Genomic DNA, 23,466 nt, shown 5'->3' on the forward strand with positions numbered 1-23,466 from the left:
CGCCGGCAAGCGGAGCCGAAGCGGCTCTTCGACTTCAACCCTCCGGGCCCGCGCCCAGGTGGACGGCACCTGTTTTCAGCGCCGCTGCCACCACCGCCACAGCCAGTACACCGGCGCGCCCAGCGCGATGATCAGCAGGCTCATGCCCGCGTCGTGCGGCGAGGAAATCGCGGTCGCGACGATCACGCCCAGCACGGTGACCACGAACACCAGCGGCATCAGCGGGAACAGCGGCACGCGGTACGGCGCCGGCTCGTCCACGAACTTCCAGCGGTACCAGAACAGCGTGCCGATGCCGAACGCGTGACCCAGCCACTCGCCCACCGTGGTGTAGTCCACCAGCTGGCCGAAGTTGCCCCACAGCATCAGCACCACCGTCCACCCGCCGAGCAATGCCAGCGCCACCTGCGGCGCCCGCGTGCGCGGGTCGATGTAGCCCACCGCGCGGAACAGCATGCCGTCCGCGCCCATGGTCTGCATCACGCGCGCGCCGCCGGCGATGGCGATGCTGCAATAGCCGAAGGTGGAGCAGGCGATGCCGATCGCCATCACCCTGGCGCCCGCCTCGCCGAACAGGCGGCGCATCAGGTCGGCCGCCGGCGCCTGGCTGGCGGCCAGCCCCGCGTGGCCCAGGCCGGTGAGGTAGGCCACGTTGGCCAGCACGTAGGCCAGCACCACGCCCAGCATGCCCAGCAGCAGGGCGCGCGGCAGCGTGCGCTGCGGGTCGCGCACCTCGCCGGCGAGGTCGTTGAGGTAGTGGAAGCCGCCGTAGGTGAACAGCACCGGCAGCAGCGCGCCCACGAAGGCGCCGCTGGACACGTGCCGCGTGGCGTCCGTCGCCAGCACGCCACCCAGGTGGCCGTGCGCCAGCGCCAGCCCCACCGCCACCAGCAGCGCGATCGCCGCCAGCTTCAGCACCGCGAAGATGTTCTGCATCAGCGCGCCGGCGCGGATGCCGAACAGGTTCACGCCCACGATGAACACGATCGCCGCCACCCCCACCGGCTTCACCCACGAGAGCGGCAGGCCCACCGCCTGGCAGAAGTAGTCGGCGAAGGTGGTCGCCACCGCGGCCACGCTGCCGGGGTAGTTGATCAGCGCCATCGTCCAGCCGAACAGGAAGGCCGGCAGCATGCCGAAGGCTTCGCGCAGGTAGAGGTAGATGCCGCCCGCCTGCGGCCGCCGCGAACCGAGTTCCGCGTAGCACAGCACGCCGGTGAGCGTGAGCAGGCCACCCAGCACCCACAGCGCCAGGAGCGGCAGGCCCGAGGACGTGCGCTCGGCCACCGTGGCCGGCGTGCGGAAGATGCCGGCGCCGATCACGCCGCCGATCACGATCATCGCGCCGTCCCACACGCCGAGGCGGCGCAGGTACGCGGGGGAGCTGTCAGTCGTCGTCATCCGGCAACCTTGGCATGGTGGACGGGGGTTCGACCAGTCCCTGTCGACGTGGTGGCTTGCATGGCCGCGGAACCCGGCCCACGCTGTGCGCGGGGGAATCCAGGGGGCATGATGACCAGAACCACACCGTTGCTGCTCCTGCTGCTGGTCGCCGCCGCGATCTGGCTGGGCTGGCGCCATGGGCGGAACGCCCGGACCCTGCTGCAGGACTGGGCCGACGCCAACGGCCTGCGCATCCTGCACGCGAAATCCAACGCCTTCTGGCTGTCCATCCCGTTGTCGATGTGGTTCACCACCTCGAAGTACCAGATGATCTACCGCATCTCGGCCTACGACGAAGCCACCCACCGCATACGCACGGGCCTCGTGCGACTGGGCACGCCCATATGGGGCTTCATGAATCGCGATGCGGTCGAGGTGTTCTGGGACGACAACTAATGCCGCGCACGACGCAGCACGCTTTCCAGCAGGATCGCGAGCAGCCCCGCGGCGAAGATGGCCGCGTTCCAGCCGCCGAGCTGCAGCAGCGGCAACACCCGCCACGCCAGCAGCAGCCATGCCACGATGGCCAGCGCGTAGCGGCCGTCGTCGACGAACAGGCCCCAGAGTTCCGTCAGCGCCATGCGCAATCCGTTCATCGTGCGGACCCCTTCGCACCGGCGGATGCAAGGCGACGGCACCACGGCACGCCCAGCGCGGACACCGCGAGGAACGCGCCGACCAGGCCGGGGATCGCCCAGTCGGCGCCCGGCCACACATAGCCCATGCCCTCGCCGGCCCAGAACGTGCCGAACGCGCACAGCAGCACGCCCACCGCGAACTTCAGCAGGTTCTCCGGCACCCGCGCCAGCGGCCGGTGCAGCACCACGCCCAGCGCCGCCACCACCAGCAGCGCGGCCAGCGCGCCCAGGCTGGCCGGCCCCAGCAGATCGGCGCGGCCGGCGCCGATGGCAAGCACGATGAACACCACCTCGATGCCTTCGAGCACGGTGCTCTTGAACGTCAGCGCGAACGCGAGCTTGTCCAGGCCCGCGTGTGCGCCGGCTTGCCCGCCCAGCGCCTGCATCTCGCGCCGGTAGATCGCATCCTCGTCATGCAAGGCGAGCACGCCGGCCGCGCGCAGCACCGCCTTGCGCAGCCAGCGCATGCCGAACAGCAACAGCAAGGCGCCCACCACCAGCTGGAAGCCGTGCAAGGGAACGCGGGCGAGTACCGGGCCAAGCAGCGTGACCAGCAACAGCAGTACCAGCAAACCTGTCGCGCAGCCTGCCAGCGCACTGCGCCAGCCGCGCGTCACGCCCACCGCCAGCACCACGGTCAAGGCTTCCACGCACTCCACCAGCGAGGCGAGGAAGGAGGCCAGCACGGTGGCGCCGGCATGGATCCAGTCAATCGGCACGGAGGCTCCGTCGCGCAGCGGGTTCAGACGCGCAGCATACGCCCGCGCGATTGACAGCCGCCCCCGCACAATCGAAGAATGTGCACCACGCATCGCCCGCGCGATGCTTCCCTGTTGCGTCGGCGATCCACGCCGCGCAGTCCGGGCCGAGGGGTGCTGCGACGGAGCCATCCGCCACGCTCGGCGCGCGATCTTCGAGACAAGGGCGCCCTCAACTCAGAGGGTTCCTATGTCCATCCAGCTTGCCCTTGCCACCGACGCCGACCATCGGGGCATCCATACCGACGACGTGCATTTCGCCGCCACGCTCGCAGGCCTCGGCGTGCGCGCCACACCCTGCGTGTGGAACGACCCCGACGTGGACTGGTCACGCTACGACGCCGTGCTGATCCGCACCGTGTGGGACTACTTCAAGCACCATTCGCAGTTCCTGCATTGGCTGGATCGACTCGACGCACTCGGTGTGCCCACCATCAATGGCAGCCGCCTGCTGCGCTGGAACAGCGACAAGCGCTACCTGGCGCAGCTGGAAACGCTGGGCATAGCGACCATCCCCACCCGCTTCGTCACGCACGCCGAGCTGGGCGCAGCCCTGGCGGCAACCGAAGGCCGCGAGATGGTGGTCAAGCCCAGCGTCAGTGGCGGTGCATGGCGCACGGTGCGTGGCACCGTGGGCGATCCCGCCTTCGCGCAGGCCGCGCGGGAACTGCCGCCCGGCGATTACCTGCTGCAGCCCTTCGTGCCGGCGGTGGTCGAGCAGGGCGAGTGGTCGCTGCTGTTCTTCGGCGGCAGGTTCAGCCACGCTGTCGTCAAGCGACCGGCCCGGGGCGACTACCGCGTGCAGAACGAGCACGGCGGCCGCACCGAAGCCGCTGAACCGGAGGCCGCCACGCTGGCCGCGGCCCGGCAGGTGCTGGCAACCTGCGCCAGCCTGGGCCTGGGCGAGGCGGTATACGCACGGGTGGATGGCGTGGTCGCGGACGGCCGCTTCCTGCTGATGGAACTGGAGCTGATCGAGCCGTCGCTGTTCCTCGCCGACCGGCCCGACGCCGCCGAGCGCTTTGCGCATCTCGTGGCCGCACGGCTGGCGCCGCTGTGCCGGACGAACGCCCCGCGCACGATGGAGGGCACCTGATGGAAACCCGCGCCGGCGAGCCGCCGTTCTCCTACGGCACGCTGCAAAGCGAGGCCGTGCAACTCGCCACCTTCGGTCGCCGCCTCGACGGCAAACCCGATGCATTGCCCGGCTACCGCCTCGAACAGCTGGCGATCCACGACGCACGAGTCGTCGCCACCAGTGGCGCCGCGCGGCATCCCATCGCGGTGCCCAGCGGGGATACGGCGGATTTCGTGCACGGCACGGTATTCCACCTCACGCCACAGGAGCTGACGCAGGCGGACGACTACGAGGTGGACGACTCCCGCCGCGCAGCCGCGGGGCTCGCCCCCGGTCTGCGGGCGTGGATGTACGTGCGCGTGGAGTGACGTGACGGTTCGCGCCGGTGCCGCCGACGGGGCGGTGCCGGCGCGTTCTAGAATCATGCGCACCCGCACCACCCGTCCCCGCCCCGTGCCCACGCCGCCCCGCAAGATCCTCCACGTCGACATGGACGCGTTCTACGCGTCGGTGGAGCAGCGCGACGATCCCACGCTGCGCGGCAAGCCGGTGGTGGTGGCGTGGAAGGGTGCGCGCTCGGTGGTGTGCGCGGCCAGCTACGAGGCACGCAAGTTCGGCGTGCGCTCGGCGATGCCGGCGGTGCGCGCGGAACGGCTGTGCCCGCAGGCGATCTTCGTGCCGCCGGACTTCACGCGCTACAAGGCGGTGTCGCGCCAGGTGCGCGAGATCTTCGCGCGGCATACCGAGCTGATCGAGCCGCTGTCGCTGGACGAGGCCTACCTCGACGTCACCACGGCGAAGAGCGCGCTGCCCTCGGCCACCGCCACCGCCGAGGCGATCCGCGCGGCGATCCGCGAGGAAACGCAGCTCACCGCTTCCGCCGGCGTGGCGCCGAACAAGTTCCTCGCCAAGATCGCCTCGGACTTCCGCAAGCCCGATGGCCTGTTCGTGGTGCGCCCGCGCGAGGTGCTGGACTTCCTCGCGCCGCTGCCGATCGGCCGCCTGCCCGGCGTGGGCAAGGTGATGGAAGGCAAGCTCGTCGCGCTGGGCCTGGCCACCGTGGGCGACCTGCGCGCGTTCGCGGCGACGGAACTCGAACAACGCTTCGGCCGCTGGGGCCGGCGCCTGCACGAGCTGTCGCTGGGCATCGACGACCACCCGGTGACGCCCGACCGCCCCACCTTGCAGGTGTCCGCCGAGGACACCTTCGAGCATGACCTCACGCTGGACGAGCTGGAGCCGCACATCCATCGCCTCGCCGAAAAGGCCTGGGCCGCGCACCAGCGCGAGGCACAGGAGGGCCGCATCGCACGCACCGTGGTGCTGAAGCTGAAGACCGCCGACTTCCACACCCTTACCCGCAGCCTCACCCCCACGCAGCGGCCCGGCTCGGCACACGAACTGGCCGACCTCGCCTGCGCGCTGCGCGAGCGCGTGGAACGCCCCGCCGGCAGCCGCTACCGCCTGGTCGGCGTGGGCCTGGCCGGCTTCGTCGGCGCCGACAGCTACCAGGCGCAGGCCGACCTTTTCGACTAGGAGCCTGCCCGGTTTCCGCCGCCCGGGCTCCCGGGGATGTTCACGCGCGGATCCACCGCCACAGCTCGCCCCAGGTGGGCTTCTTGCCGTACATCAGGATGCCGGTGCGGTAGATGCGCGCGGCCAGCCACACGCAGCCCAGCAGGCCCAGCACCATCAGGCCCAGCGACAGCGCCAGCTGCAGCGGCGGCACCGCGGTCATCGACCAGCGCACCGGCATGGTGAACGGGGCGAAGAACGGGATGAAGGACATCGTGGTGCCCAGCGCGCCCGAGGGGTCGTTGATCAGGCCGAACATCGACATGAAGCCCACGAGGATGCTCATCGTGACGAAGACCGCGTATTGCTGGGCCTCCTGGATGGAGTTGCACATCGCGCCGATCGCCGCGTACAGCGAGCCGTAGATCAGGAAGCCCAGCGTGAAGTAGACCAGGAACACCACCAGCAGCGCCGGCGGCATGCCGGGAATGGCGAACTTGCCCGCGGCGGCTCCCCCCATGCCGAACGCGCCGGCCAGGTGCGGGCCCTGGCTGCCGAGCACGAAGGCGGTGCCCACCCAGATCCCCATCTGGGTCAGGCCGGCCAGCCCCACGCCCAGCACCTTGCCCATCAGCATCTGGAACGGGGTGAGCGAGGAGGTGAGCACCTCCATGATGCGCGAGTTCTTTTCCTCGATCACCGAGGTGAGCGTGCGGCTGCCGTAGGAGATGATGGCGATGTAGAGGAGGAAGCCCATCGCATAGGCAAGCGCGAACGAAGCCTCGCCGCTCTGCCCGGTGAGCTTGCCGTCGGTGACCTTGGCGGTGTCCAGATCCGCCGGCGCCATCGCCTTGGTGACCAGCGACCGATCCACGCCGGCATGCGCCAGGCGCACGCCGGCCAGCGCCTCGGAAATGTCGCGCTGCAGCCGGCTCATGCCCTCGGGCGAGCTGACGTTGTCGCCGTAGTAGTGCAGCTTGCCGCTGGCCAGGGTGTCGGCATCGAGCACCAGCACGCCGTCCCAGCCGTCCGCCGTCTTGCCCTTCGCGAAGCCGGCCTTGGCGATCAGGCCGTCGCGCACCTGGCCGAGGTTCGCGGCACCGGCGGGAAACAGCGTCGCCTCGTAGCGTGGCTTGGCCGCCTTGCCGTCGCCGATGGTGGCGGCATCGAGCGTGGCCACCACCGGCTGGCCCAGGCCGCTGCCGGAGGCGTCCACCACCGCCACGCGGCTGGTGTGGTCGCCGCCGCTCATCAGCAGGGCGGGCAACACGGCCATCGCCAGCATGAACACCGGCAGCAGCAGGGTGGAGATCAGGAACGCCCGGGTGCGCACGCGCTCCACGTACTCGCGGCGGATCACGGCAAGGGTCTTGTTCATGCGGCGGCTCCGGCGACGGCAGGCAGTGGAGTGGCATCGGGGTCGGCCCCGACCTTGGCGACGAAGATGGCGTGCAGCGAAGGCTCCACCACCTCGAAGCGGCGCAGGCCCACGCCGGCGCCGACCAGCGCGGCCAGCAGGTGCTCGGGGTCCGCGCCTTCGGCCATCTTCAGCTCGGCGCTGGCGCCGTAGTCGTCCAGCCGCGCCACCAGGCGCGGGTCCGCGAGGATCGCATCGGCGTGGTGGCGGTCGCGCGCAAAACCCAGCGCCACGTGGCGGCCGCCGAAGTCGGCCTTCACCTGCGCCACCGTGCCGTTCACCACCAGCTTGCCGTGCGCGATGATCGCCACGCGGTCGCACATGCGCTCGGCCTGCTCCATCACGTGGGTGGAGAACAGCACGGTGCGGCCGCTGGCGGCGATCTCCACCACGATGTCCTTCATCGCCTGCGCGTTGATCGGGTCGAGGCCGGAGAACGGTTCGTCCAGGATCACCAGCTCCGGCTCGTGCAGCAGCGCGCCGGCGAACTGCACCTTCTGCTGCATGCCCTTGGAGAGATCCTCCACCTTCTTCTGCGCCCAGCCGGCGATCTCGAGGCGCTCCAGCCACGCCTGCGCGCGACGCCTGGCCTCGACGCGCGGGATGCCCTTCACCTCGCCCAGGAACACCAGGTGGTCGAGCACCTTCATCTTCTTGTACAGGCCGCGCTCCTCGGGCAGGTAGCCGATGCGCGCCGACAGGTCGCGGCTGTTCTGGCTGGCGCCGAACAGCGCGATGCGCCCCTCGTCCGGCGCCAGGATGCTCATGATGAGGCGGATGGTGGTGGACTTGCCGGCGCCGTTGGGGCCGAGCAGGCCGTAGATGCCGCCGGACGGCACCTGCAACGACAAACCGCTGACCGCGGTATGGCCGGCGAACCGCTTGGTCACCGATTCGACGCTGACGCTGGGCGTGGACACGTGCAGATCTCCCTTGCTGCCGGGCCCCCCGGCCCTAGTCGCGCAAGCTAGCACGCGCGGGATGGCGTACAAACTGTCCTCCGGCACCCGCGGGCACATGCCCGCGGCCGGCACACGCTCCGGCAGAGGCGACGGAATGCCGGTGCGGCATGGGCTGCGCGCAACCATGCAACGCACGCCCTGGTCGCCGGCCACAAGAACAAAGGCCAACGGCCGCGCCAAGGCCCGCAATGGCACCGGGCTTCCCGCATCACCCTGCGCAGCAAGGGCCGGATCGCGAGATCCGGCCCTTGCCGTCAGCAGTCCTGTCGGCGCCGGCGACCGCGCGGCGGCGGCGCCTAACCCAGCTTGCGCGAGATCGCGAAGAACACCAGGTTGCCGAGGCCGGTGGCGCCCGCCAGCACGGCGACCATGCCGGGGGTGACCTCCTGCCAGCCGAACCACTGGATCAGGCCGAAGCCCAGCGCCACCGACAGCAGCACGATGCCCCAGCGCAGCGAGGAATGGCGCCGGCGCAGCTCCTCGTCGCGCAGCACCGAATTGACCAGCTCGGCCGAGCCGCCGGCCTCCAGCATGCGCCGCCGCGCCATCGCGTCCACGCAGACCTTGATGGCGTAGGTGATGCAGACAAACAGCGCGATCGGGACCAAGATGCCGATATCCATGGGTACCTCCGTGACGGGAAAGGGTGATGAGGGGTTTCGGGAACATGGATACCGCCCGCCGGCGAACGGTTGCAGCCGGCGCATTGCAACCGTTGCGCGCGTGCATGTATCCCACATGCCATGGATGACATTCACGACCCCGACCGCGAACTGGTCGACGCCGTGCTGGCCCAGCGGCCGGGCGCGTTCGAACGCCTCGTGCGCGAGCACCAGGGGCTGTGCTGGCACATCATCCAGCGCATGGTGCGCAACCCGGAGGACACGCGCGAGCTGTGCCAGGACACCTTCCTGCGCGTGCACCGGTGCCTGCACCAGTACCGCGGCGAGAGCGCGCTGAAATCCTGGATCGGCCGCGTGGCCTACCACATCGCCCTGCGCCACCTGCAACGCAAGCGCATCCCGCTGGTCGAAGCGCACGACGACGAGGGCTGGCCGCCGACCGAAAGCGTCGCCGACGACTTCAACCTGGAAGCCGCCTGCGCGGACGAGGAAATCGCCGCGCTCCTGCACGAGGCCATCGAGGCGCTGCCGCCCCTGCAGCGCACGGTGCTGACCCTGTACTACCTCGAGGAAAACACCATCCCCGAGATCGCCCACATCACCGGGCTCGCCAGCGGTACCATCAAGAGCCACTTGTTCCGGTCACGCCTGCGCCTGCGCGAGGCGCTGGAGGCCCGGACGGGAGTCGCAGCATGAACCACGACATTCCCACCTTCGACGACGCGGCCCGCGAACGCGAATGGCAGGCGCAGGAACATGCCCTGCAAGCCGAGCGTCTCGGCCTCGACCCGGCTGCCGGCGACGCCCGCGTGCGCCGTTACCGTCTGCTGGCGCGGACGTTGCGCACCCCCGCGCCGGTGGCGCTGCCGGCGGATTTCGCGCGGCAGGTGGCCGCGCAGGTCGCCACCCTGCCGGTCCGGCGGCCCGCCGCCGATACGCGCTTCGAGTCCACCCTGGCGGGCGTGCTCGCGGCCACGCTGCTGGTCGCCGGCGGCGTGATGCTCGTGGACTACGGCAGCGCGTGGCTGCCTGCCTTCCGCGGCCTGCTGCCGGCATCCGGCACCCCGGCAACCGGCTGGCTGCTGGCGCTGGGCGGCTGCCTCGGCGCGTCATGGCTGCTGGGGCTGTGGCAACGGCGCGCACACGACCCGGCCACCTGAGCCGTCGCCCCGGCGCGGCTCCTGCGCGCTTTTCAAACACGGGCCGGACGATCCGCTACGCTTCGCAGCCGATCGCGCTTCCGTCGGAGATCCCATGCACCTCGAATTGCCGAATACCCGGCTGGCATCCTTCAAGGATTTCGCCAGGCACTACCTGATGATCGTGCTCAGCATCCTCACCGCGCTGGGGCTGGAGGCATGGATCGAGCACGCCCACCACGTCCGCGCGGCCGAGCAGGCCAGCCTGCACATCCGTGCCGAACTGCTGGCGAACCTGGCGGACACACGCAAGTCGATCAAGACCAACCAGGACCTGCTCGCCCCGCTGCAGCAGCTCGACGAGTCCCTCACCAGGGACATCCGCGGCAACCTGCCCGCCGCGACGATCAACCAGCACATCCAGGCGCAGAAGGACGCCTACAAGCTGAGCATCAACTGGCCGACGTTCGCCTCGCAGTCCTGGGACGTGGCAGTGGCCAACCAGTCGGCGGGCTGGATCGATGACGCCCGGCTGCGCAGCTATTCCGAGGCCTATGCCGACCTGCGCGAAACCTCGAACTGGTTCTCGCACGACGGCATCGCCCTGCTCGACGTGCCCACCATGGAACGCCTGCGCGTGCGCGTGGACTTCGGCGCGCCTGTCGACCCGCTGGAGTTCGCCAGCACCGTGCGCCAGATGCTGCACACCTCGCTGGAAGCGCAGTCGCATCTCCGGCAACTGGAGAACCACCTGGTCACCGATCTCGGCAAGGACGCGGACAGCGGGGCGCACGACTGAGCCTGCCGCAACCCCCGGCCACGCCGCGCGCGGCACCCCGGCCGGGCAATCCGCTACGCTTCGCTGCCGACCCGGCCATCCCCGGAGACACCATGCATATCGAACCGCCGAACACCCGGCTGGCGTCCTTCAAGGATTTCGCCAGGCACTACCTGATGATCGTGCTCAGCATCCTCACCGCGCTGGGGCTGGAAGCGTGGATCGAGCACACGAATCATGCGCATGCGGCGGCCACGGCCAGCGCGCAGATCGAGGCCGAGATCCGGCAGAACCTGGCCGAAGTCGACATCGACGTGCAGCGGGATGCCAGGCAGCTGCAGAAGCTCGACAAGATCCGCGATACGGTGATCCAGGACCTCAAGGCACACGTCCCCGACGACGTGGCGCAACAGCACATCCTCGCCCTGACCGCCGGGGGGTTCGACCTGAACCTGCAATTCCCCACGCTGCGCCACGAAGCCTGGGACGTGGCGGTGGCCAACCAGTCGGCCAGCTGGATCGATCGCGCCCGCATGCAGCGCTATGCCACCGCCTACGCCAACACCCGCGACAGCCTGAACATGATGCACGAGGACACCGCGATCCTGATGAACGGCACGGGCATGGTGGACACCGTTGCCGATCTGGCTACCGGGGCGGTGCAGCCACGCCAATTCCTGCACGTCGTCAGCCAGATGCGCGCAATGATCGATCAGACCACACAGAATCTGCACATACTCGAGAAGCAGCTCGAAGCGGCATTGCCGCCCGCGGACCAGGGCGGCACCAAAGCAGCCGCGCACGGCTGATCCGGCACCGGAATACCGCCGCGCTCAGAACTCCAGCACCGCGTCCAGCCCGCGGTGCAGGCCGACAAGGCCGGGCACCTTGCGGATCGCCAGCAGCGCGCCGTCCACGTAGGGTTTCGCGCTGCCGCCCGCGTTGTGGCGAAGGCTGAGGGTCTGGTCCGGCAGGCCGAAGATCGTCTCGGCGCCGAGCACGAAGCCGGGCAGGCGCACCGCATGCACCTGGCTGCCGGCCAGGGTGCCGCCGCGCGTCTCGCGCAGGCCGCGGGTTTCTTCCAGCGGCACTTCCAGCCGCGGCTGGCGCACCTTGCCCATGCGCGTGGCCAGCTCGCGCACGGTGCCGCTGGGCGCGTCCGGCTTGCCGGCGTAGGCGTAGTCGATGATCTCCCACTGCGGCAGGATCTTCGCCGCCATCTCGGAGAACTTGATCAGCAGCACCGCGGTGAGCGCGAAGTTGCCGCAGGCGAGCACGCCGCGGCCGCGCTCACGTGCCGCGGCGTCGATGCGCGCATAGTCCTCGTCGGTGAGGCCCGAGGTGCCCACCACCACGTGGGCGCCGTGTTCCAACGCGGCGAGGATGTTCGCCCGCGCCGTGTCGGGGTGCGTGTATTCGACGAACACGTCGCAGGGCACCGCCAGCGCCTCGATTGCACTGGCGAATACCGGCGTGGCGATGGCGGCCTCCCCCAGGGCCGCGCCCAGGCGGTGGCCGGCATGCCGGCGCGACACCGCGGCAACCAGCTGCAGATCCGCATGGGCGGCAACGCCGCGCGCCAGTTCCGAACCGGCCCAGCCAGTGGCGCCGGCAAGACATACCTTCAGCGACATGGTCACCTCCCAGATTCGCGTGTCGCACCAGAACGCGACACGGCCATCGCATGCCTTCATCGACACGCAGCGTCCTGCGATGGTATCCGCGCCGGCATCGGCCGTCATGCCCGCCGCCACGTGCCGGACGATCCGCTACGCTCTGCAGCCGGCCCGCACCCGTCGGAGACCCCATGCACATCGAACCGCCGAACACCCGACTGGAATCCTTCAGGGATTTCGCCAGGCACTACCTGATGATCGTGCTCAGCATCCTCACCGCGCTGGGGCTGGAGGCATGGATCGAGCACGCCCACCACGCCCATGCGGCGGCCACGGCCAGCGCGCAGATCGAGGCGGAGCTGAGCGCAAACCTTGCCGACATCCGCAAGATGCACGATGCCGATGTGCAGCGCCTGAAGGTACTCACGCAGCTGGACGACTATCTGATCCAGGCAGTGAAGAACGGCGCCGATGCCGCGACCGTCAGGCAGCACGTCGACGCGCTGACGAAGGGCCAGCTCTATCTCGGGTTGTACTTGCCCGAGATGCGCCACGAGGCGTGGGACGTGGCTGTCGCCAACCAGTCGGCCAGCTGGATCGACGCCAACCGCCTGCGCCGCTACGCCACGATCTATGCCGACCAGAGCGAATTCGAACGACGCATCGTGTTCAACACCAGCGTCAACCTGCAGGGCTCGAGGATGAACGACGTCGATGCCGGACTGAAGGCCGGTACGATCCAGCCGATCGAGATGATGAACGCCGTGAATTCCATGGACTCTTCGCTAGGCGACACGGTCGTCGCGCTGGATTCCCTGGAACACGGATTCAAACTCGAGCTGCCCGACCTCGTCGCTGCGGCGGCCGCTCCGTCCCGGCGCTGAACATCGCCCTTCCTCGCGGCAATTGATGCTTTCACGAAAAAGCCCGGCCGAAGCCGGGCTTTTTGTGGATCGGGTGAGGCTTACTTTTTCTTCGGGATGTAGAGGTCGGTGATGGTGCCTTCGTAGACCTCGGCCGCCATGCCCACCGATTCACCCAGCGTGGGATGCGGGTGCACGGTGAGCGCGATGTCGGCCGCCTCGGCACCCATCTCCACCGCCAGCGCCAGCTCGGAAATCAGGTCGCCCGCGTTCACGCCCACCACGGCGCCGCCGACGATGCGATGCGTCGCCTCGTCGAAGATCAGCTTGGTGAAGCCCTCGGTGCGCGCAATGCCGATGGCGCGGCCAGAAGCGGCCCACGGGAACTTGCCCACGCCCACCTTGAGGCCCTTCTCCTTCGCCTCGCGCTCGGTGACACCCACCCAGGCCACTTCGGGATTCGTGAAGGCCACCGACGGGATCACCCGCGCGTCGAAGTGCGCCTTGTGGCCCGCCGCGACTTCCGCCGCCACGTGCGCCTCGTGCACCGCCTTGTGCGCCAGCATGGGCTGGCCCACGATGTCGCCGATGGCGAAGATGTGCGGCACGTTGGTGCGCAGCTGCGTGTCGACGTTGATGAAGCCGCGCTCGGTCACCGCCACGCCGGCCTTCTCCGCGCCGATCTTCTTGCCGTTGGGCGAACGGCCCACCGCCACCAGCACGCGGTCGAACACGCTGGTCTCGGGGATGCTCTCGCCTTCGTACTTGACCTCGATGCCCTTCTTGCCGGCCTTGGCCTCGGTCACCTTGGTCTTGAGGTGGATGCCCTTGACCTTGCCGCCCAGGCGCCTGGCCAGCGGCTTCACCAGGTCGGCGTCGGCGCCGGGGATGATCTGGTCCATGAACTCGACCACGGTCACCTCGCTGCCCAGCGCGGCATACACCGTGGCCATTTCCAGGCCGATGATGCCGCCGCCGACGACCAGCAGCCTACCGGGCACGTCCTTCATCTCCAGCGCGCCGGTGGAATCCATCACGCGCTCGTCGTCCCACGGGAACGCGGGCAGCTTCACCGACTGCGAGCCGGCGGCGATGATGGCCTGCTCGAAGCGGACCAGCTTCGTGCCTTCGGCCGTCTGGACTTCCATCTCGTGCGGCGACACGAAGCTGCCGGTGCCGACCACCGTGCGCACCTTGCGCTGCTTCGCCATGCCGGCGAGGCCACCGGTGAGCTGGCCGACCACCTTGGACTTGAAGTCGCGCAGCTTGTCGATGTCGAGCTTCGGCTTGCCGAAGCTGACGCCGTGCGCGGCCATCGCCTCGGCCTCGTCGATCACCGCGGCGGCGTGCAGCAGCGCCTTGGACGGAATGCAGCCCACGTTGAGGCAGACGCCGCCCAGCGTGTCGTAGCGCTCCACCAGCACGGTGTCGAGACCGAGGTCGGCGGCGCGGAACGCGGCGGAGTAGCCGCCGGGGCCGGAGCCGAGCACGACGAGCTGGCAGGAGATGTCCGGCTCTTTTCCGGTAACAGCCGCCGCCTGCGGCACCTTCGCCTCCTCTCCCCTCCGGGGAGAGGATTGAGGTGCGGGGCCGGGGCTTGCGGAGGCGCTCGGCGAGGCTGCCCCCTCACCCCGACCCTCTCCCCTGAGGGGAGAGGGAGAAGTGGCGGCGCCGGCGACTTCCAGAAGCAGGATCACCGCGCCCTCGGACACCTCGTCGCCCACCTTGACCTTGAGTTCCTTGACCGTGCCGGCAGCGCTGGAAGGAACCTCCATCGTCGCCTTGTCCGACTCCAGCGTGATCAGGCTCTGCTCCTTCGTCACGGTGTCGCCGGCCTTCACCAGCACCTCGATCACCGGCACGTTGTCGTGGCCGCCGATGTCGGGGACTTTCACTTCGATCGTGTTCGCCATGGGGAATCCTTCGTCAATCTTTTCGCTCGATGGGACGATGCCGCGAGCACCCGCCCCTCGCCCTGCCCGCTCCCCCGTTTACCCATCTTGTTTACGGGGGAGGGGAAAGCGGAGCGTCAGAGCAGCAGGCGGCGGATGTCGCCGAGCTGTTTGGCCACGAACACCGCGAAGCGGGCGGCGAGCGCGCCGTCGATCACGCGGTGGTCGTAGGACAGCGACAGCGGCAGCATCAGCCGCGGCGCGAATTCCTTGCCGTTCCACACCGGCCTGATCGAGGCCTTGGAGACGCCGAGGATGGCCACCTCCGGCGCGTTGACGATGGGCGTGAACGCGGTGCCGCCGATGCCGCCCAGCGAGCTGATCGAGAAGCAGCCGCCGGACATGTCGCTCGGACCCAGCTTCTTGTCGCGCGCCTTCTTGGAGATCTCGCCGAGTTCGCGGGCGAGGTCGAGCAGGCCCTTCTTGTCCACGTCGCGGATCACCGGCACCACCAGGCCGTCGGGCGTGTCCACCGCGATGCCGACGTGGAAGTACTTCTTGAGGATCAGCTTCTCGCCGGTCTCGTCCAGCGAGGCGTTGAACTGCGGGTATTCCTTCAGCGCCGCCACCACCGCCTTCATCTGGAACACCAGCGGAGTGATCTTGAGATCCTTGTTCTCTTCGCCGAGCTTCTTGCGGAACGCTTCCAGCTCGGTGATGTCGGCGTCCTCGTGCTGGGTGACGTGCGGGATCATCGCCCAGTTGCGCGCGAGGTTGGCGCCGGAGATCTTCTGGATGCGCGACAGCGGCTTCTCCTCGACCGCGCCGAACTTGCTGAAGTCCACCTTGGGCCACGGCAGCAGGTTGAGGCCGCCACCCGCCGCCACGGCGCCACCGCTCACCGGCCGTGCACCGGAGGCCAGCGCGTGCTTGACGTAGGCGCTGATGTCCTCGCGCACGATGCGGCCGCCGCGCGCGCTGCCCTTCACCTGGGCGATGTCCACGCCCAGCTCGCGTGCGAACGCGCGCACCGCGGGACTGGCGTAGGGCGCGTCGCCCGGCATCACGATGTTGGCGTCGAACGGCGGGCGCGCCTGCGGCGACACGTCGCCCTCCGGCGCATGGCCCGGCTCGGGGCGGCGGCTGGCCGGCGCGGGCGCTTCCGCCGCCTCCGGGGCCTCGGCCCTGGCCGGTGCAGGCGCCGCGGGGGCCGGCGCGGCAGCGCCACCGTCCGCGCTCTCGATCAGCGCGATCAGCGCGCCCTCGGAGACCTCGTCGCCCACCTTCAGCTTCATTTCCTTCACCACGCCGGAAAACGGCGCGGGCACTTCCATCGTCGCCTTGTCCGATTCCAGCGTGACCAGGCCCTGGTCCTTGGTCACGGTGTCGCCGGCCTTCACCAGCACCTCGATCACCGGCACGCCCTCGTGGCCGCCGATGTCGGGCACGCGGGCCTCGCGCACACCGCTTCCTGCCCCCTCTCCCCTCTGGGGAGAGGGCTGGGGTGAGGGGGCGGGGCTCGCGGGAGCCGCCGGCTTCGGGGCTTCCGCCGGTGCCGGCGCGGGCGCTGCAGCCGGCTTCGCGGCGGCGCCGTCGGCCTCGATCAGCGCGATCACCGCGCCCTCGGAGACCTCGTCGCCCACCTTCAGCTTCACTTCCTTCACCGTGCCGGCGAACGGCGCGGGCACTTCCATCGTGGCCTTGTCCGACTCCAGCGTGATCAGGCTCTGCTCCTTCTCCACCCGGTCACCGGGCTTGATCATCACCTCGATCACCGGCACGTTGTCGTGGCCGCCGATGTCGGGTACGCGGGCTTCTTGGGTGTCGGCCATGGTGTCTCCTGCGAATGGCGAGGGCAGACCGCGCGGGGGACAGGGGCGGCCGCAAGGCTTCCATCATAGCGAACGGGTGGGCGCAGCGGCAGCACTTGCGACCAAATGACGGGCATGCGCATACGTATGCACGACGTGACGAAAGTCCCGTGACGTGAGGCCCATGCGGCATCCGGACCGGCTCGGCCACACTGTGCCCATCCGCGATCTCCGCCCACGGCGCAAGGGAAGCCATGCTCAGCATCCGCCAGCTGTCCAAGACTTACGCCAACGGCGTGCGCGCGCTGCGCGACATCTCGCTGGACATCCCCAACGGCATGTTCGGCCTGCTGGGGCCCAACGGCGCGGGCAAATCCTCGCTGATGCGCACCATCGCCACGCTGCAGGAGCCGGACGAGGGTTCGATCCGGCTCGGCGACATGGACCTGCTGGCCGACAAGCAGGCCACCCGCCGCCTGCTCGGCTACCTGCCGCAGGAATTCGGCGTGTACCCCAAGGTCTCGGCCGAGGCGATGCTCGACCACTTCGCGGTGCTGAAGGGCGCCATCGCGAAAGGCGAACGGCGCGAGCTGGTGGAGGCGCTGCTGCGCCAGGTGAACCTGTGGGACGTGCGCAAGCGCAAGCTTGGCAGCTTCTCCGGCGGCATGCGCCAGCGCTTCGGCATCGCCCAGGCGCTGATCGGCGACCCGCGGCTGGTGATCGTGGACGAGCCCACCGCGGGCCTGGACCCCGAGGAGCGCAACCGTTTCCTGAACCTGCTCGCCGAGATCGGCGAGCGCGTGGTGGTGATCCTGTCCACCCACATCGTGGAGGACGTCACCGACCTCTGCCGGCACATGGCGATCATCGGCCAGGGCCAGCTGCTGCTGGCCGGCGAGCCGCACGAGGCGATCCGCGCGCTGGAAGGCCGGGTCTGGCGGCGCACGATCGACAAGACCGAACTGGACGGCTATCGCGCCCGCATGAACATCCTCTCCACCCGCCTCGCCGGCGGCCGCACCCTGCTGCACGTGCTGGCCGACAACCTGCCCGAGACGGGTTTCGAGCCGGTCGCCCCCGACCTGGAGGACGTGTACTTCGGCCGCCTGCGCGCGCAGGCCACCGCCCGTGCCGCCTGACACCTCGCCTGCGGGACGGGAAACCATGTTCTACGAGATCCTCCGCTTCGAACTGCGCCAGCAACTGAAGGCACCGCTGTTCTGGATCATCGCCGCGGTATTCGCGGGGCTGGCCTTCGTCCTCACCGGCACCGACGCGGTGGTCGCGGGCGGCGCCAGCGGCAACGTGCTGCGCAATGCGCCACTGGTGATCGTGCGCCTGCTCAACGCGCTCGCGCCGCTGTGCATGCTGCTGGCGGCCGCCTTCGTGGCGGGCGCCGCGCTGCGCGACTTCGACTTCGGCACCGCCGAGCTGGTGTTCTCCACGCCGCTGCGCAAGCGCGACTACCTGGGCGGGCGCTTCGCCGCCGGGCTGCTGGTGATGGCGGCGATCATGCTGCTGTGCGCGCTGGCGCTGGCCGCCGGCGGCAGCATGCCGTGGATCGACGCGGCGCGGCTGGGCCCGCCGGACTGGCGCGGCTACGCCTGGGCGTTCGGCGTGATGATGCTGCCGAACCTGCTGTTCATCGCCGCGGCGCTGTTCCTGCTCGCCACCGCCACGCGCTCGCTGCTGGCCACGCTGATCGGCGTGCTTGCCTTCATCGTGCTGCTGTCCATCGCCCGGCTGCTCACCCAGGACGTGAACCACTACACGCTGGCCGCCATCCTCGACCCGTTCGGCAGCCGCACGCTGCAGATCGTCACGCGCTACTGGACGCCGGAGCAGACCAATCACCAGCTGCCGCGGTTGCGCGGCCTGCTGCTGTTCAACCGGCTGCTGTGGACGGGCGTGGCCATCCTGCTGGCCGGCACCGCGTTCGCCCTGTTCCGGGCCGACCGCGAGGGCCTCAGGCTGCGCCGCCGTGCCCCGCGTGCCGAACCGCCGATGCTGCGCCCGGCCGCCGCGGCCGCCACGGCCACCCTGCCCAGGGCGACGCTGGCCGACGACTGGCGCGCACGGCTGGTCCAGCTGCGGCGATTGACGGCATTCGATACCTGGAGCGTGCTGCGCGGCGTGCCGTTCCTGGTGATGGTGGCCTTCGGCCTGATCAACCTGGTGTTCACGCTGGCGTTGTCGGGACGCATCTACGGCACCGCCACGTACCCGGTGACGCACAGCGTGCTGGACATGGCCGCGGGCAGCTCGCACTGGCTGCTGTACGTGATCGTGATGTTCTACGCCGGTGAACTGGTGTGGCGCGAGCGCGTCCAGCGCAGCGCCGAGGTGGGCGATGCGCTCCCCCTGCCCGACTGGATTTCGCTGGCCGCCAAGCTGGGTGCGCTGCTCGCGGTGATCGCGCTGTACCTGCTCGCCGGCGCGTTGTTCGGCATCGGCTGGCAGCTGGCGCATGGCTACACGCACATCGAACCGGGCCTGTATCTCGGCACGCTGGCGTTGCAGGCGATTCCGCTGGTGCTCCTGGCGGTGCTGGCGCTGTTCCTGCAGGTGGCCACCAACAACCGCTACCTCGGCTACCTGCTGGTGATCCTCTGGTTCATCAGCCAGCTCGCCCTGCCCTGGCTGCACTGGGACCACAACCTGTACGACTACGCCGGCGCACCCGACGTGCCGTATTCGGACCTGAACGGTTTCGGCCATTTCCTGGTCGGCGCGCTGTGGTTCTACGCCTACTGGGGCTGCCTCGCGCTGGTGTTGCTGGTGCTGGCCGCGCTGCTGTGGGTGCGCGGCACCGGCCAGGGCTGGCGCGAACGCTGGCGCGAGGCGCGCGCGCGGTTGCATGCCACGACGGCGACGGTCTCGATCGCCGCCCTGCTGGGCTTCGCGGGCCTGGGCGGCTGGATTTTCTACAACACCAACGTGCTCAACCACTACGAGAGCGGCTCGACGCAGAAACGCGAGCAGGCCGACTACGAGAAGCAGTACGCGAAGTACGCCGACCTGCCGCAGCCGCGCATCACCGCGGTGCAGGCCGACGTGGACATCCGCCCCTACCAGCGCAAGCTGTTCATTCGCGCGCATTACACCCTGGTCAACAAGCTCGCCGTGCCGGTGACCGAGCTGCTGGTGAACTACGCCGACGGCTTCGTGCCAAAGACGCTGGCCTTCGCGCCGCACGACACCGTGAGCTTCGACCGGCGCCTCGGCGTGGCGATCTACCGGCTGAAGACTCCGCTCGCCCCCGGTGCCTCGATGCCGTTCGATTTCGGGATCGACTACGCGCCGAAGGGCTTCACCAACGGCACCGGCGAGACCTTCCTGGTGCACAACGGCACGTTCTTCAACAGCAGCAGACTGCCGCAGTTCGGCTACCAGGACGGCAACCAGCTCACCGACCGCAACGACCGCCGCAAGTACGGCCTGAAGCCGGACGTGCCGCGCATGCCTCCACTGGGCGACCCGAAGGCGCGCGCCAACACCTACATCTCGAACGACGCCGACTGGATCCGCTTCGACACCACCGTCTCCACCGCCGCCGACCAGATCGCGCTGGCGCCGGGTACGCTGCAGAAGGAGTGGACGCAAGGCAACCGCCGTTACTTCCACTACGTGATGCAGCAGCCGATGCTGAACTTCTACTCGTATCTTTCCGCGCGCTACGCGGTGAGGAGCGTGGACTGGAAGGGCGTGAAGATCTCGGTCTACTACAACCCCGCGCACGCCTGGAACGTGGATCGCATGATCGAGGGTGCGAAAGATTCGCTGGACTACTACGACAGCCACTACACGCCGTACCAGTTCAGGCAGCTGCGCATCCTGGAGTTCCCCGGCTACGCCTCGTTCGCGCAGAGCTTCGCCAACACCATCCCGTTCTCCGAATCGATCGGCTTCATCGCCGACCTGCGCGACCAGGGCCTGATCGACTACGTGTACTACGTCACCGCGCACGAGGTGGCGCACCAGTGGTGGGCGCACCGGGTGATCGGCGCGAACATGCAGGGCTCGACCATGCTCAGCGAATCGCTGGCGCAGTACAGCGCGCTGATGGTGATGAAGCACAAGTACGGCGCCGACCAGATGCGCAAGTTCCTGAAGTACGAGCTGGACAGGTACCTGGCGGGACGCGCCACCGACAAGGTGGCCGAGCAGCCGCTGGCGAAGGTGGAGAACGAGCAGTACATCCACTACAACAAGGGCTCGCTGATCTTCTACGCGCTGCAGGACTACGTGGGCGAGGACAGGCTCGACGCGATCCTGAAGCAATTCCTCATCGACAAGGGCTTCCAGCAGCCGCCCTACACCACCTCGAGGGAATTCATGGACGCGTTGTCCGCCGCGCTGGGTCCGAAGTGGCAGCCGCTGCTGGACGACTTCTTCTGGAAGATCACCCTGTTCGACGACCGCATGCTGGACGCCGCCGCCAGGAAGCTGCCGGACGGCAGGTACCAGGTGACGATGAAGGTGCATGCCGGCATGACCTGGGCCGACGGCAAGGGCAAGGAAACCCCGGCCGCGCCGAACATACCGATCGCCATCGGCGTGTTCGCCGCCGCGCCCGGCGACGGCAGGGACGGCAAGCCGCTTTATCTCGAAAAGCGCATGCTGCCCGACGGCGACAGCACCCTCACCGTGACCGTGGACGGCAAGCCCGCGATGGCCGGCATCGATCCATACAACGAGCTGATCGACAAGGTGCCCGGCGACAACCGCAAGGCGGTGACGTTGCAGTAGAGAGGGGCCGGAGGCCCGGCAACCGGAGGCGCTGGCACCTCGACCCAGAAGCGGATCGCGCTGCTGGCGGGAGTTGATGGTTGCACGAGGAACAAAGCGGTTTCGTGCGCCTGCCGACGCCCGAGTGACTTCTCGCTTGGACAAGCAAAAGGGTAGCCACCCAGACCGCGGCAGCAGTTCAAAACCGCGCTGTCGCTCGCGCCAGCGCACCCGACGTCGTCACGTTCCCGTACCACCCTTCACCGCCCCCTGCACCACGCTCACCTCATGCGCGCTCGTCGGCAGGCTGAGCTCGCCGACGTCGATGCGCCGCTTCACCGCGCACAGCAGTGCGGTCTGCGCGGCCGACGTGTCGTCACTCTTCGCCCAGCCGCGCAGCAGCAGGGTCACGGTCTGGCCAGCGATGCCGTCCACCCACACGCTCGGCGCGGGTTCTGCCAGCAGCAGCGGCTCGTCCGCCAGCAGCTGCTGCAGCGTGGCCATCGCCTGCGTGAGGTCGTCGCGCCAGCTCACGCCGATCTTCAGGTCGATCCGGCGCGTACCGCGGCGGTTGAAGTTGAGGATGGCATCGCTGCCCACCTTGGCGTTCGGCACGATCGCCTCGCGGTTGTCCGGCAATACCAGCAAGGTGTGCATCAGGTTGATGCTCTCGACCGTACCCTCGATGCTGCCTGCGGTGACGTAGTCGCCCACCCGGAACGGCCGGAACATGATCAGCAGCACGCCCCAGGCGAGGTTGGAGAGCGAGCCTTGCAAGGCCAGGCCGATCGCCAGTCCCGCCGTGCCCAGCGCGGCCACCATCGGCGCCGGCGATACACCCAGCGCGGCCAGCGCCATCGCCACCAGCACCACGACCAGCACGCCGTAGACCAGGTTGCGCAGGAAGCCGCCCAGGGTGTCGTCCACCTTCGCGCGGCGCAACGCACGCTGGATGAAATTCGCCAGTCGTGCAGCCAGCCATGCACCGATCAGCAGGATCAGCAGCGCGCCCAGCAGGCGCGGGCCGACGTTGGCCGCGATGGCGGAGAGATCGACGGAGGCAAGGCGCTTCAACAGTTCGTGCATGGCGGTCACCCGGAAAGACTGGCGACGAGCCTAGCAGCCGGATCGTGTCCGTCGCGTCCCCGTCCCTGCGGGTGCCGTGCAAGGAATCACCGGGAGCGACATGACATCGCGCAGCGATGGCCCGAACGGCGATCGCCACGGATGGCGGTCACAAAAAAATGCCGCGGGCGGCATCACGCCGGGCGCGGCATGCCACCGTGCGGGGAGCGCACGGGTCTGGGTGTATCAGCGCCTGGCGACCTCGTCGCCAGCGCTGCTCTGGCTATCCCTGCCCTTGCGGTCCCGGTTGTCCGTCAGCAATTGCAACGGCTGGCCGTCGGCGAGACGGAAACGGAACTGCTGCTGCAGATCGTTCAGCTCCGCCAGGCGTGGGCAGATCGCCCTGGCGCGCGCCTCCAGCTGGCCCGAGCGCGCCTGCATTTCCTTTTCCATCGACTGGTCGACCGTATCGGCCCGGGCCTCCAGCTCGCTGGCGCGCCCGGTGAACAGCGACCACATCACGCTGCGCGTCAGTGCGCCGGCCAGCTGGTTGCTGGCCGCGGTGACCGGCTGTTCGATCGCGTCGGCGAAGTCCTGCCGGCTCCAGTGATCGGCGTTGATGCTGGCCTCCATCCCGTGCAGCGCCTCCACCCGCGACTGGTTGAGCTGGCGCACCAGCGCATCGCGATGGCGCGGGCTGCCACCCAGCGTGGCGGCCACCGTGGCCAGGGCATCGAACGCGATGCCCACCGCCTCGTGGGCGACACCGGCCATCCCGGGCAGCAGGGTGCGCATGTCGGCCTCGTAGCGGCGCAGCCGCGACGCGTCGTCCGACGACACCGCGACCGGCCGGCCATCGACGCGCAGCACGCCGTCGTGCATGAAGACCTGCGCCGGTTGCGCACCGCGGCGGCTGAAATCGATGCCGGCCGGCGTCACCCGCACGTCATAGTTGCTGTCGTAGCCGCACTGCCCGCCATGGACATCGACCCCGGCCGCCTGCACCTGCGGGCCGAGGGCGAGACCGATGGCAAGGACGAGTGCCGCGACCGTGCCGTGTCTGGACATGAGGAACCTCCCGTGGCGCGGACCTCGCGGCCCGATGCCGGCATGCATGCGCCGGCTCGTCCGCAAGGTTTG

At 69.2% G+C, this 23,466-nt stretch carries 22 protein-coding genes; 11 read left to right on the top strand and 11 right to left on the bottom strand.

All coding sequences use genetic code 11. The annotated features are described in order from the left end of the window. Positions 1–75: 75 nt before the first annotated feature. Positions 76–1,401: an amino acid permease gene (locus ABQJ56_RS00110; protein WP_367842950.1), complete on the bottom strand. Its 1,326-nt coding sequence runs from the start codon at positions 1,399–1,401 to the stop codon at positions 76–78. Between the two features lie 108 nt (positions 1,402–1,509). On the opposite strand from ABQJ56_RS00110, the gene ABQJ56_RS00115 reads away from it, so the two are divergent. After that, complete coding sequence (locus ABQJ56_RS00115) at positions 1,510–1,839, top strand: hypothetical protein (RefSeq protein WP_367842951.1); 330 nt, start codon at positions 1,510–1,512, stop codon at positions 1,837–1,839. Here ABQJ56_RS00115 and ABQJ56_RS00120 read toward each other — a convergent pair. Continuing rightward, a complete protein-coding gene (locus ABQJ56_RS00120) occupies positions 1,836–2,024 on the bottom strand; it encodes a hypothetical protein (protein WP_367842952.1) in 189 nt (62 codons plus the stop codon). The genes ABQJ56_RS00115 and ABQJ56_RS00120 overlap by 4 nt on opposite strands. Positions 2,025–2,035: 11 nt before the next feature. Next, the gene (locus ABQJ56_RS00125) at positions 2,036–2,800 is read right to left on the bottom strand and encodes a COG4280 domain-containing protein (protein WP_367842953.1); all 765 of its coding nucleotides are present in this window, start codon (positions 2,798–2,800) and stop codon (positions 2,036–2,038) included. Positions 2,801–3,029: 229 nt separating this feature from the next. Here ABQJ56_RS00125 and ABQJ56_RS00130 point away from each other — a divergent pair, with 229 nt between their 5' ends. The 3 genes from ABQJ56_RS00130 to dinB are packed head-to-tail and all read left to right on the top strand — an operon-like array spanning position 3,030 to position 5,453. Beyond that, positions 3,030–3,935: an ATP-grasp domain-containing protein gene (locus tag ABQJ56_RS00130; RefSeq protein WP_367842954.1), complete on the top strand. Its 906-nt coding sequence runs from the start codon at positions 3,030–3,032 to the stop codon at positions 3,933–3,935. Beyond that, positions 3,935–4,285: a gamma-glutamylcyclotransferase family protein gene (locus ABQJ56_RS00135; protein ID WP_367842955.1), complete on the top strand. Its 351-nt coding sequence runs from the start codon at positions 3,935–3,937 to the stop codon at positions 4,283–4,285. The genes ABQJ56_RS00130 and ABQJ56_RS00135 overlap by 1 nt, the downstream gene beginning before the upstream one ends. 55 nt (positions 4,286–4,340) lie before the next feature. Beyond that, positions 4,341–5,453 (top strand): DNA polymerase IV, encoded by a 1,113-nt coding sequence (gene dinB / locus ABQJ56_RS00140; RefSeq protein WP_367842956.1) that lies wholly within the window; start codon positions 4,341–4,343, stop codon positions 5,451–5,453. Between the two features lie 40 nt (positions 5,454–5,493). Here dinB and ABQJ56_RS00145 read toward each other — a convergent pair whose 3' ends face one another. From ABQJ56_RS00145 to ABQJ56_RS00155, 3 genes are all read right to left on the bottom strand, one after another. Then, complete coding sequence (locus ABQJ56_RS00145) at positions 5,494–6,810, bottom strand: ABC transporter permease (RefSeq protein WP_367842957.1); 1,317 nt, start codon at positions 6,808–6,810, stop codon at positions 5,494–5,496. Next, positions 6,807–7,769, bottom strand: coding sequence for an ABC transporter ATP-binding protein (locus ABQJ56_RS00150; RefSeq protein ID WP_367842958.1), 963 nt, complete (start codon positions 7,767–7,769; stop codon positions 6,807–6,809). The genes ABQJ56_RS00145 and ABQJ56_RS00150 overlap by 4 nt, the downstream gene beginning before the upstream one ends. A gap of 338 nt (positions 7,770–8,107) precedes the next feature. After that, the gene (locus tag ABQJ56_RS00155) at positions 8,108–8,434 is read right to left on the bottom strand and encodes a DUF6249 domain-containing protein (RefSeq protein WP_367842959.1); all 327 of its coding nucleotides are present in this window, start codon (positions 8,432–8,434) and stop codon (positions 8,108–8,110) included. A 120-nt stretch (positions 8,435–8,554) separates the two neighbouring features. Here ABQJ56_RS00155 and ABQJ56_RS00160 point away from each other — a divergent pair, with 120 nt between their 5' ends. From ABQJ56_RS00160 to ABQJ56_RS00175, 4 genes are all read left to right on the top strand, one after another. Next, the gene (locus ABQJ56_RS00160) at positions 8,555–9,130 is read left to right on the top strand and encodes an RNA polymerase sigma factor (RefSeq protein WP_367842960.1); all 576 of its coding nucleotides are present in this window, start codon (positions 8,555–8,557) and stop codon (positions 9,128–9,130) included. Then, a complete protein-coding gene (locus ABQJ56_RS00165) occupies positions 9,127–9,594 on the top strand; it encodes a hypothetical protein (protein WP_367842961.1) in 468 nt (155 codons plus the stop codon). The genes ABQJ56_RS00160 and ABQJ56_RS00165 overlap by 4 nt, the downstream gene beginning before the upstream one ends. A gap of 94 nt (positions 9,595–9,688) precedes the next feature. Continuing rightward, entirely contained in the window at positions 9,689–10,372 is a 684-nt protein-coding gene (locus ABQJ56_RS00170) for a hypothetical protein (RefSeq protein ID WP_367842962.1), read from the top strand. 92 nt (positions 10,373–10,464) lie between these two features. Next, positions 10,465–11,160, top strand: coding sequence for a hypothetical protein (locus ABQJ56_RS00175; RefSeq protein ID WP_367842963.1), 696 nt, complete (start codon positions 10,465–10,467; stop codon positions 11,158–11,160). 24 nt (positions 11,161–11,184) lie between these two features. On the opposite strand, the gene dapB is transcribed toward ABQJ56_RS00175, so the two are convergent. Beyond that, positions 11,185–11,985 (bottom strand): 4-hydroxy-tetrahydrodipicolinate reductase, encoded by an 801-nt coding sequence (gene dapB / locus ABQJ56_RS00180; RefSeq protein ID WP_367842964.1) that lies wholly within the window; start codon positions 11,983–11,985, stop codon positions 11,185–11,187. A 173-nt stretch (positions 11,986–12,158) separates the two neighbouring features. Here dapB and ABQJ56_RS00185 point away from each other — a divergent pair, with 173 nt between their 5' ends. Beyond that, complete coding sequence (locus ABQJ56_RS00185) at positions 12,159–12,851, top strand: hypothetical protein (RefSeq protein WP_367842965.1); 693 nt, start codon at positions 12,159–12,161, stop codon at positions 12,849–12,851. 80 nt (positions 12,852–12,931) lie between these two features. Here ABQJ56_RS00185 and lpdA read toward each other — a convergent pair whose 3' ends face one another. Together lpdA and aceF are read right to left on the bottom strand one after the other, a co-directional pair. After that, on the bottom strand, positions 12,932–14,743 hold the full coding sequence (gene lpdA / locus ABQJ56_RS00190) for a dihydrolipoyl dehydrogenase (RefSeq protein ID WP_367842966.1): 1,812 nt from the start codon (positions 14,741–14,743) through the stop codon (positions 12,932–12,934). 116 nt (positions 14,744–14,859) lie between these two features. Then, a complete protein-coding gene (gene aceF, locus ABQJ56_RS00195; RefSeq protein WP_367842967.1) occupies positions 14,860–16,554 on the bottom strand; it encodes a dihydrolipoyllysine-residue acetyltransferase in 1,695 nt (564 codons plus the stop codon). Positions 16,555–16,787: 233 nt separating this feature from the next. On the opposite strand from aceF, the gene ABQJ56_RS00200 reads away from it, so the two are divergent. Together ABQJ56_RS00200 and ABQJ56_RS00205 are read left to right on the top strand one after the other, a co-directional pair. After that, the gene (locus tag ABQJ56_RS00200; RefSeq protein WP_367842968.1) at positions 16,788–17,672 is read left to right on the top strand and encodes an ABC transporter ATP-binding protein; all 885 of its coding nucleotides are present in this window, start codon (positions 16,788–16,790) and stop codon (positions 17,670–17,672) included. Between the two features lie 25 nt (positions 17,673–17,697). Beyond that, positions 17,698–21,282: an ABC transporter permease/M1 family aminopeptidase gene (locus tag ABQJ56_RS00205; RefSeq protein WP_367842969.1), complete on the top strand. Its 3,585-nt coding sequence runs from the start codon at positions 17,698–17,700 to the stop codon at positions 21,280–21,282. Positions 21,283–21,501: 219 nt separating this feature from the next. On the opposite strand, the gene ABQJ56_RS00210 is transcribed toward ABQJ56_RS00205, so the two are convergent. Further along, positions 21,502–22,347: a mechanosensitive ion channel family protein gene (locus tag ABQJ56_RS00210; RefSeq protein ID WP_367842970.1), complete on the bottom strand. Its 846-nt coding sequence runs from the start codon at positions 22,345–22,347 to the stop codon at positions 21,502–21,504. Between the two features lie 225 nt (positions 22,348–22,572). Next, positions 22,573–23,394, bottom strand: a complete 822-nt coding sequence (locus tag ABQJ56_RS00215; RefSeq protein ID WP_367842971.1) for a DUF2884 family protein — start codon at positions 23,392–23,394, stop codon at positions 22,573–22,575. Positions 23,395–23,466: the final 72 nt, after the last annotated feature.

Source organism: Rhodanobacter geophilus (assembly GCF_040812275.1).
Lineage (GTDB): Bacteria > Pseudomonadota > Gammaproteobacteria > Xanthomonadales > Rhodanobacteraceae > Rhodanobacter_A > Rhodanobacter_A geophilus.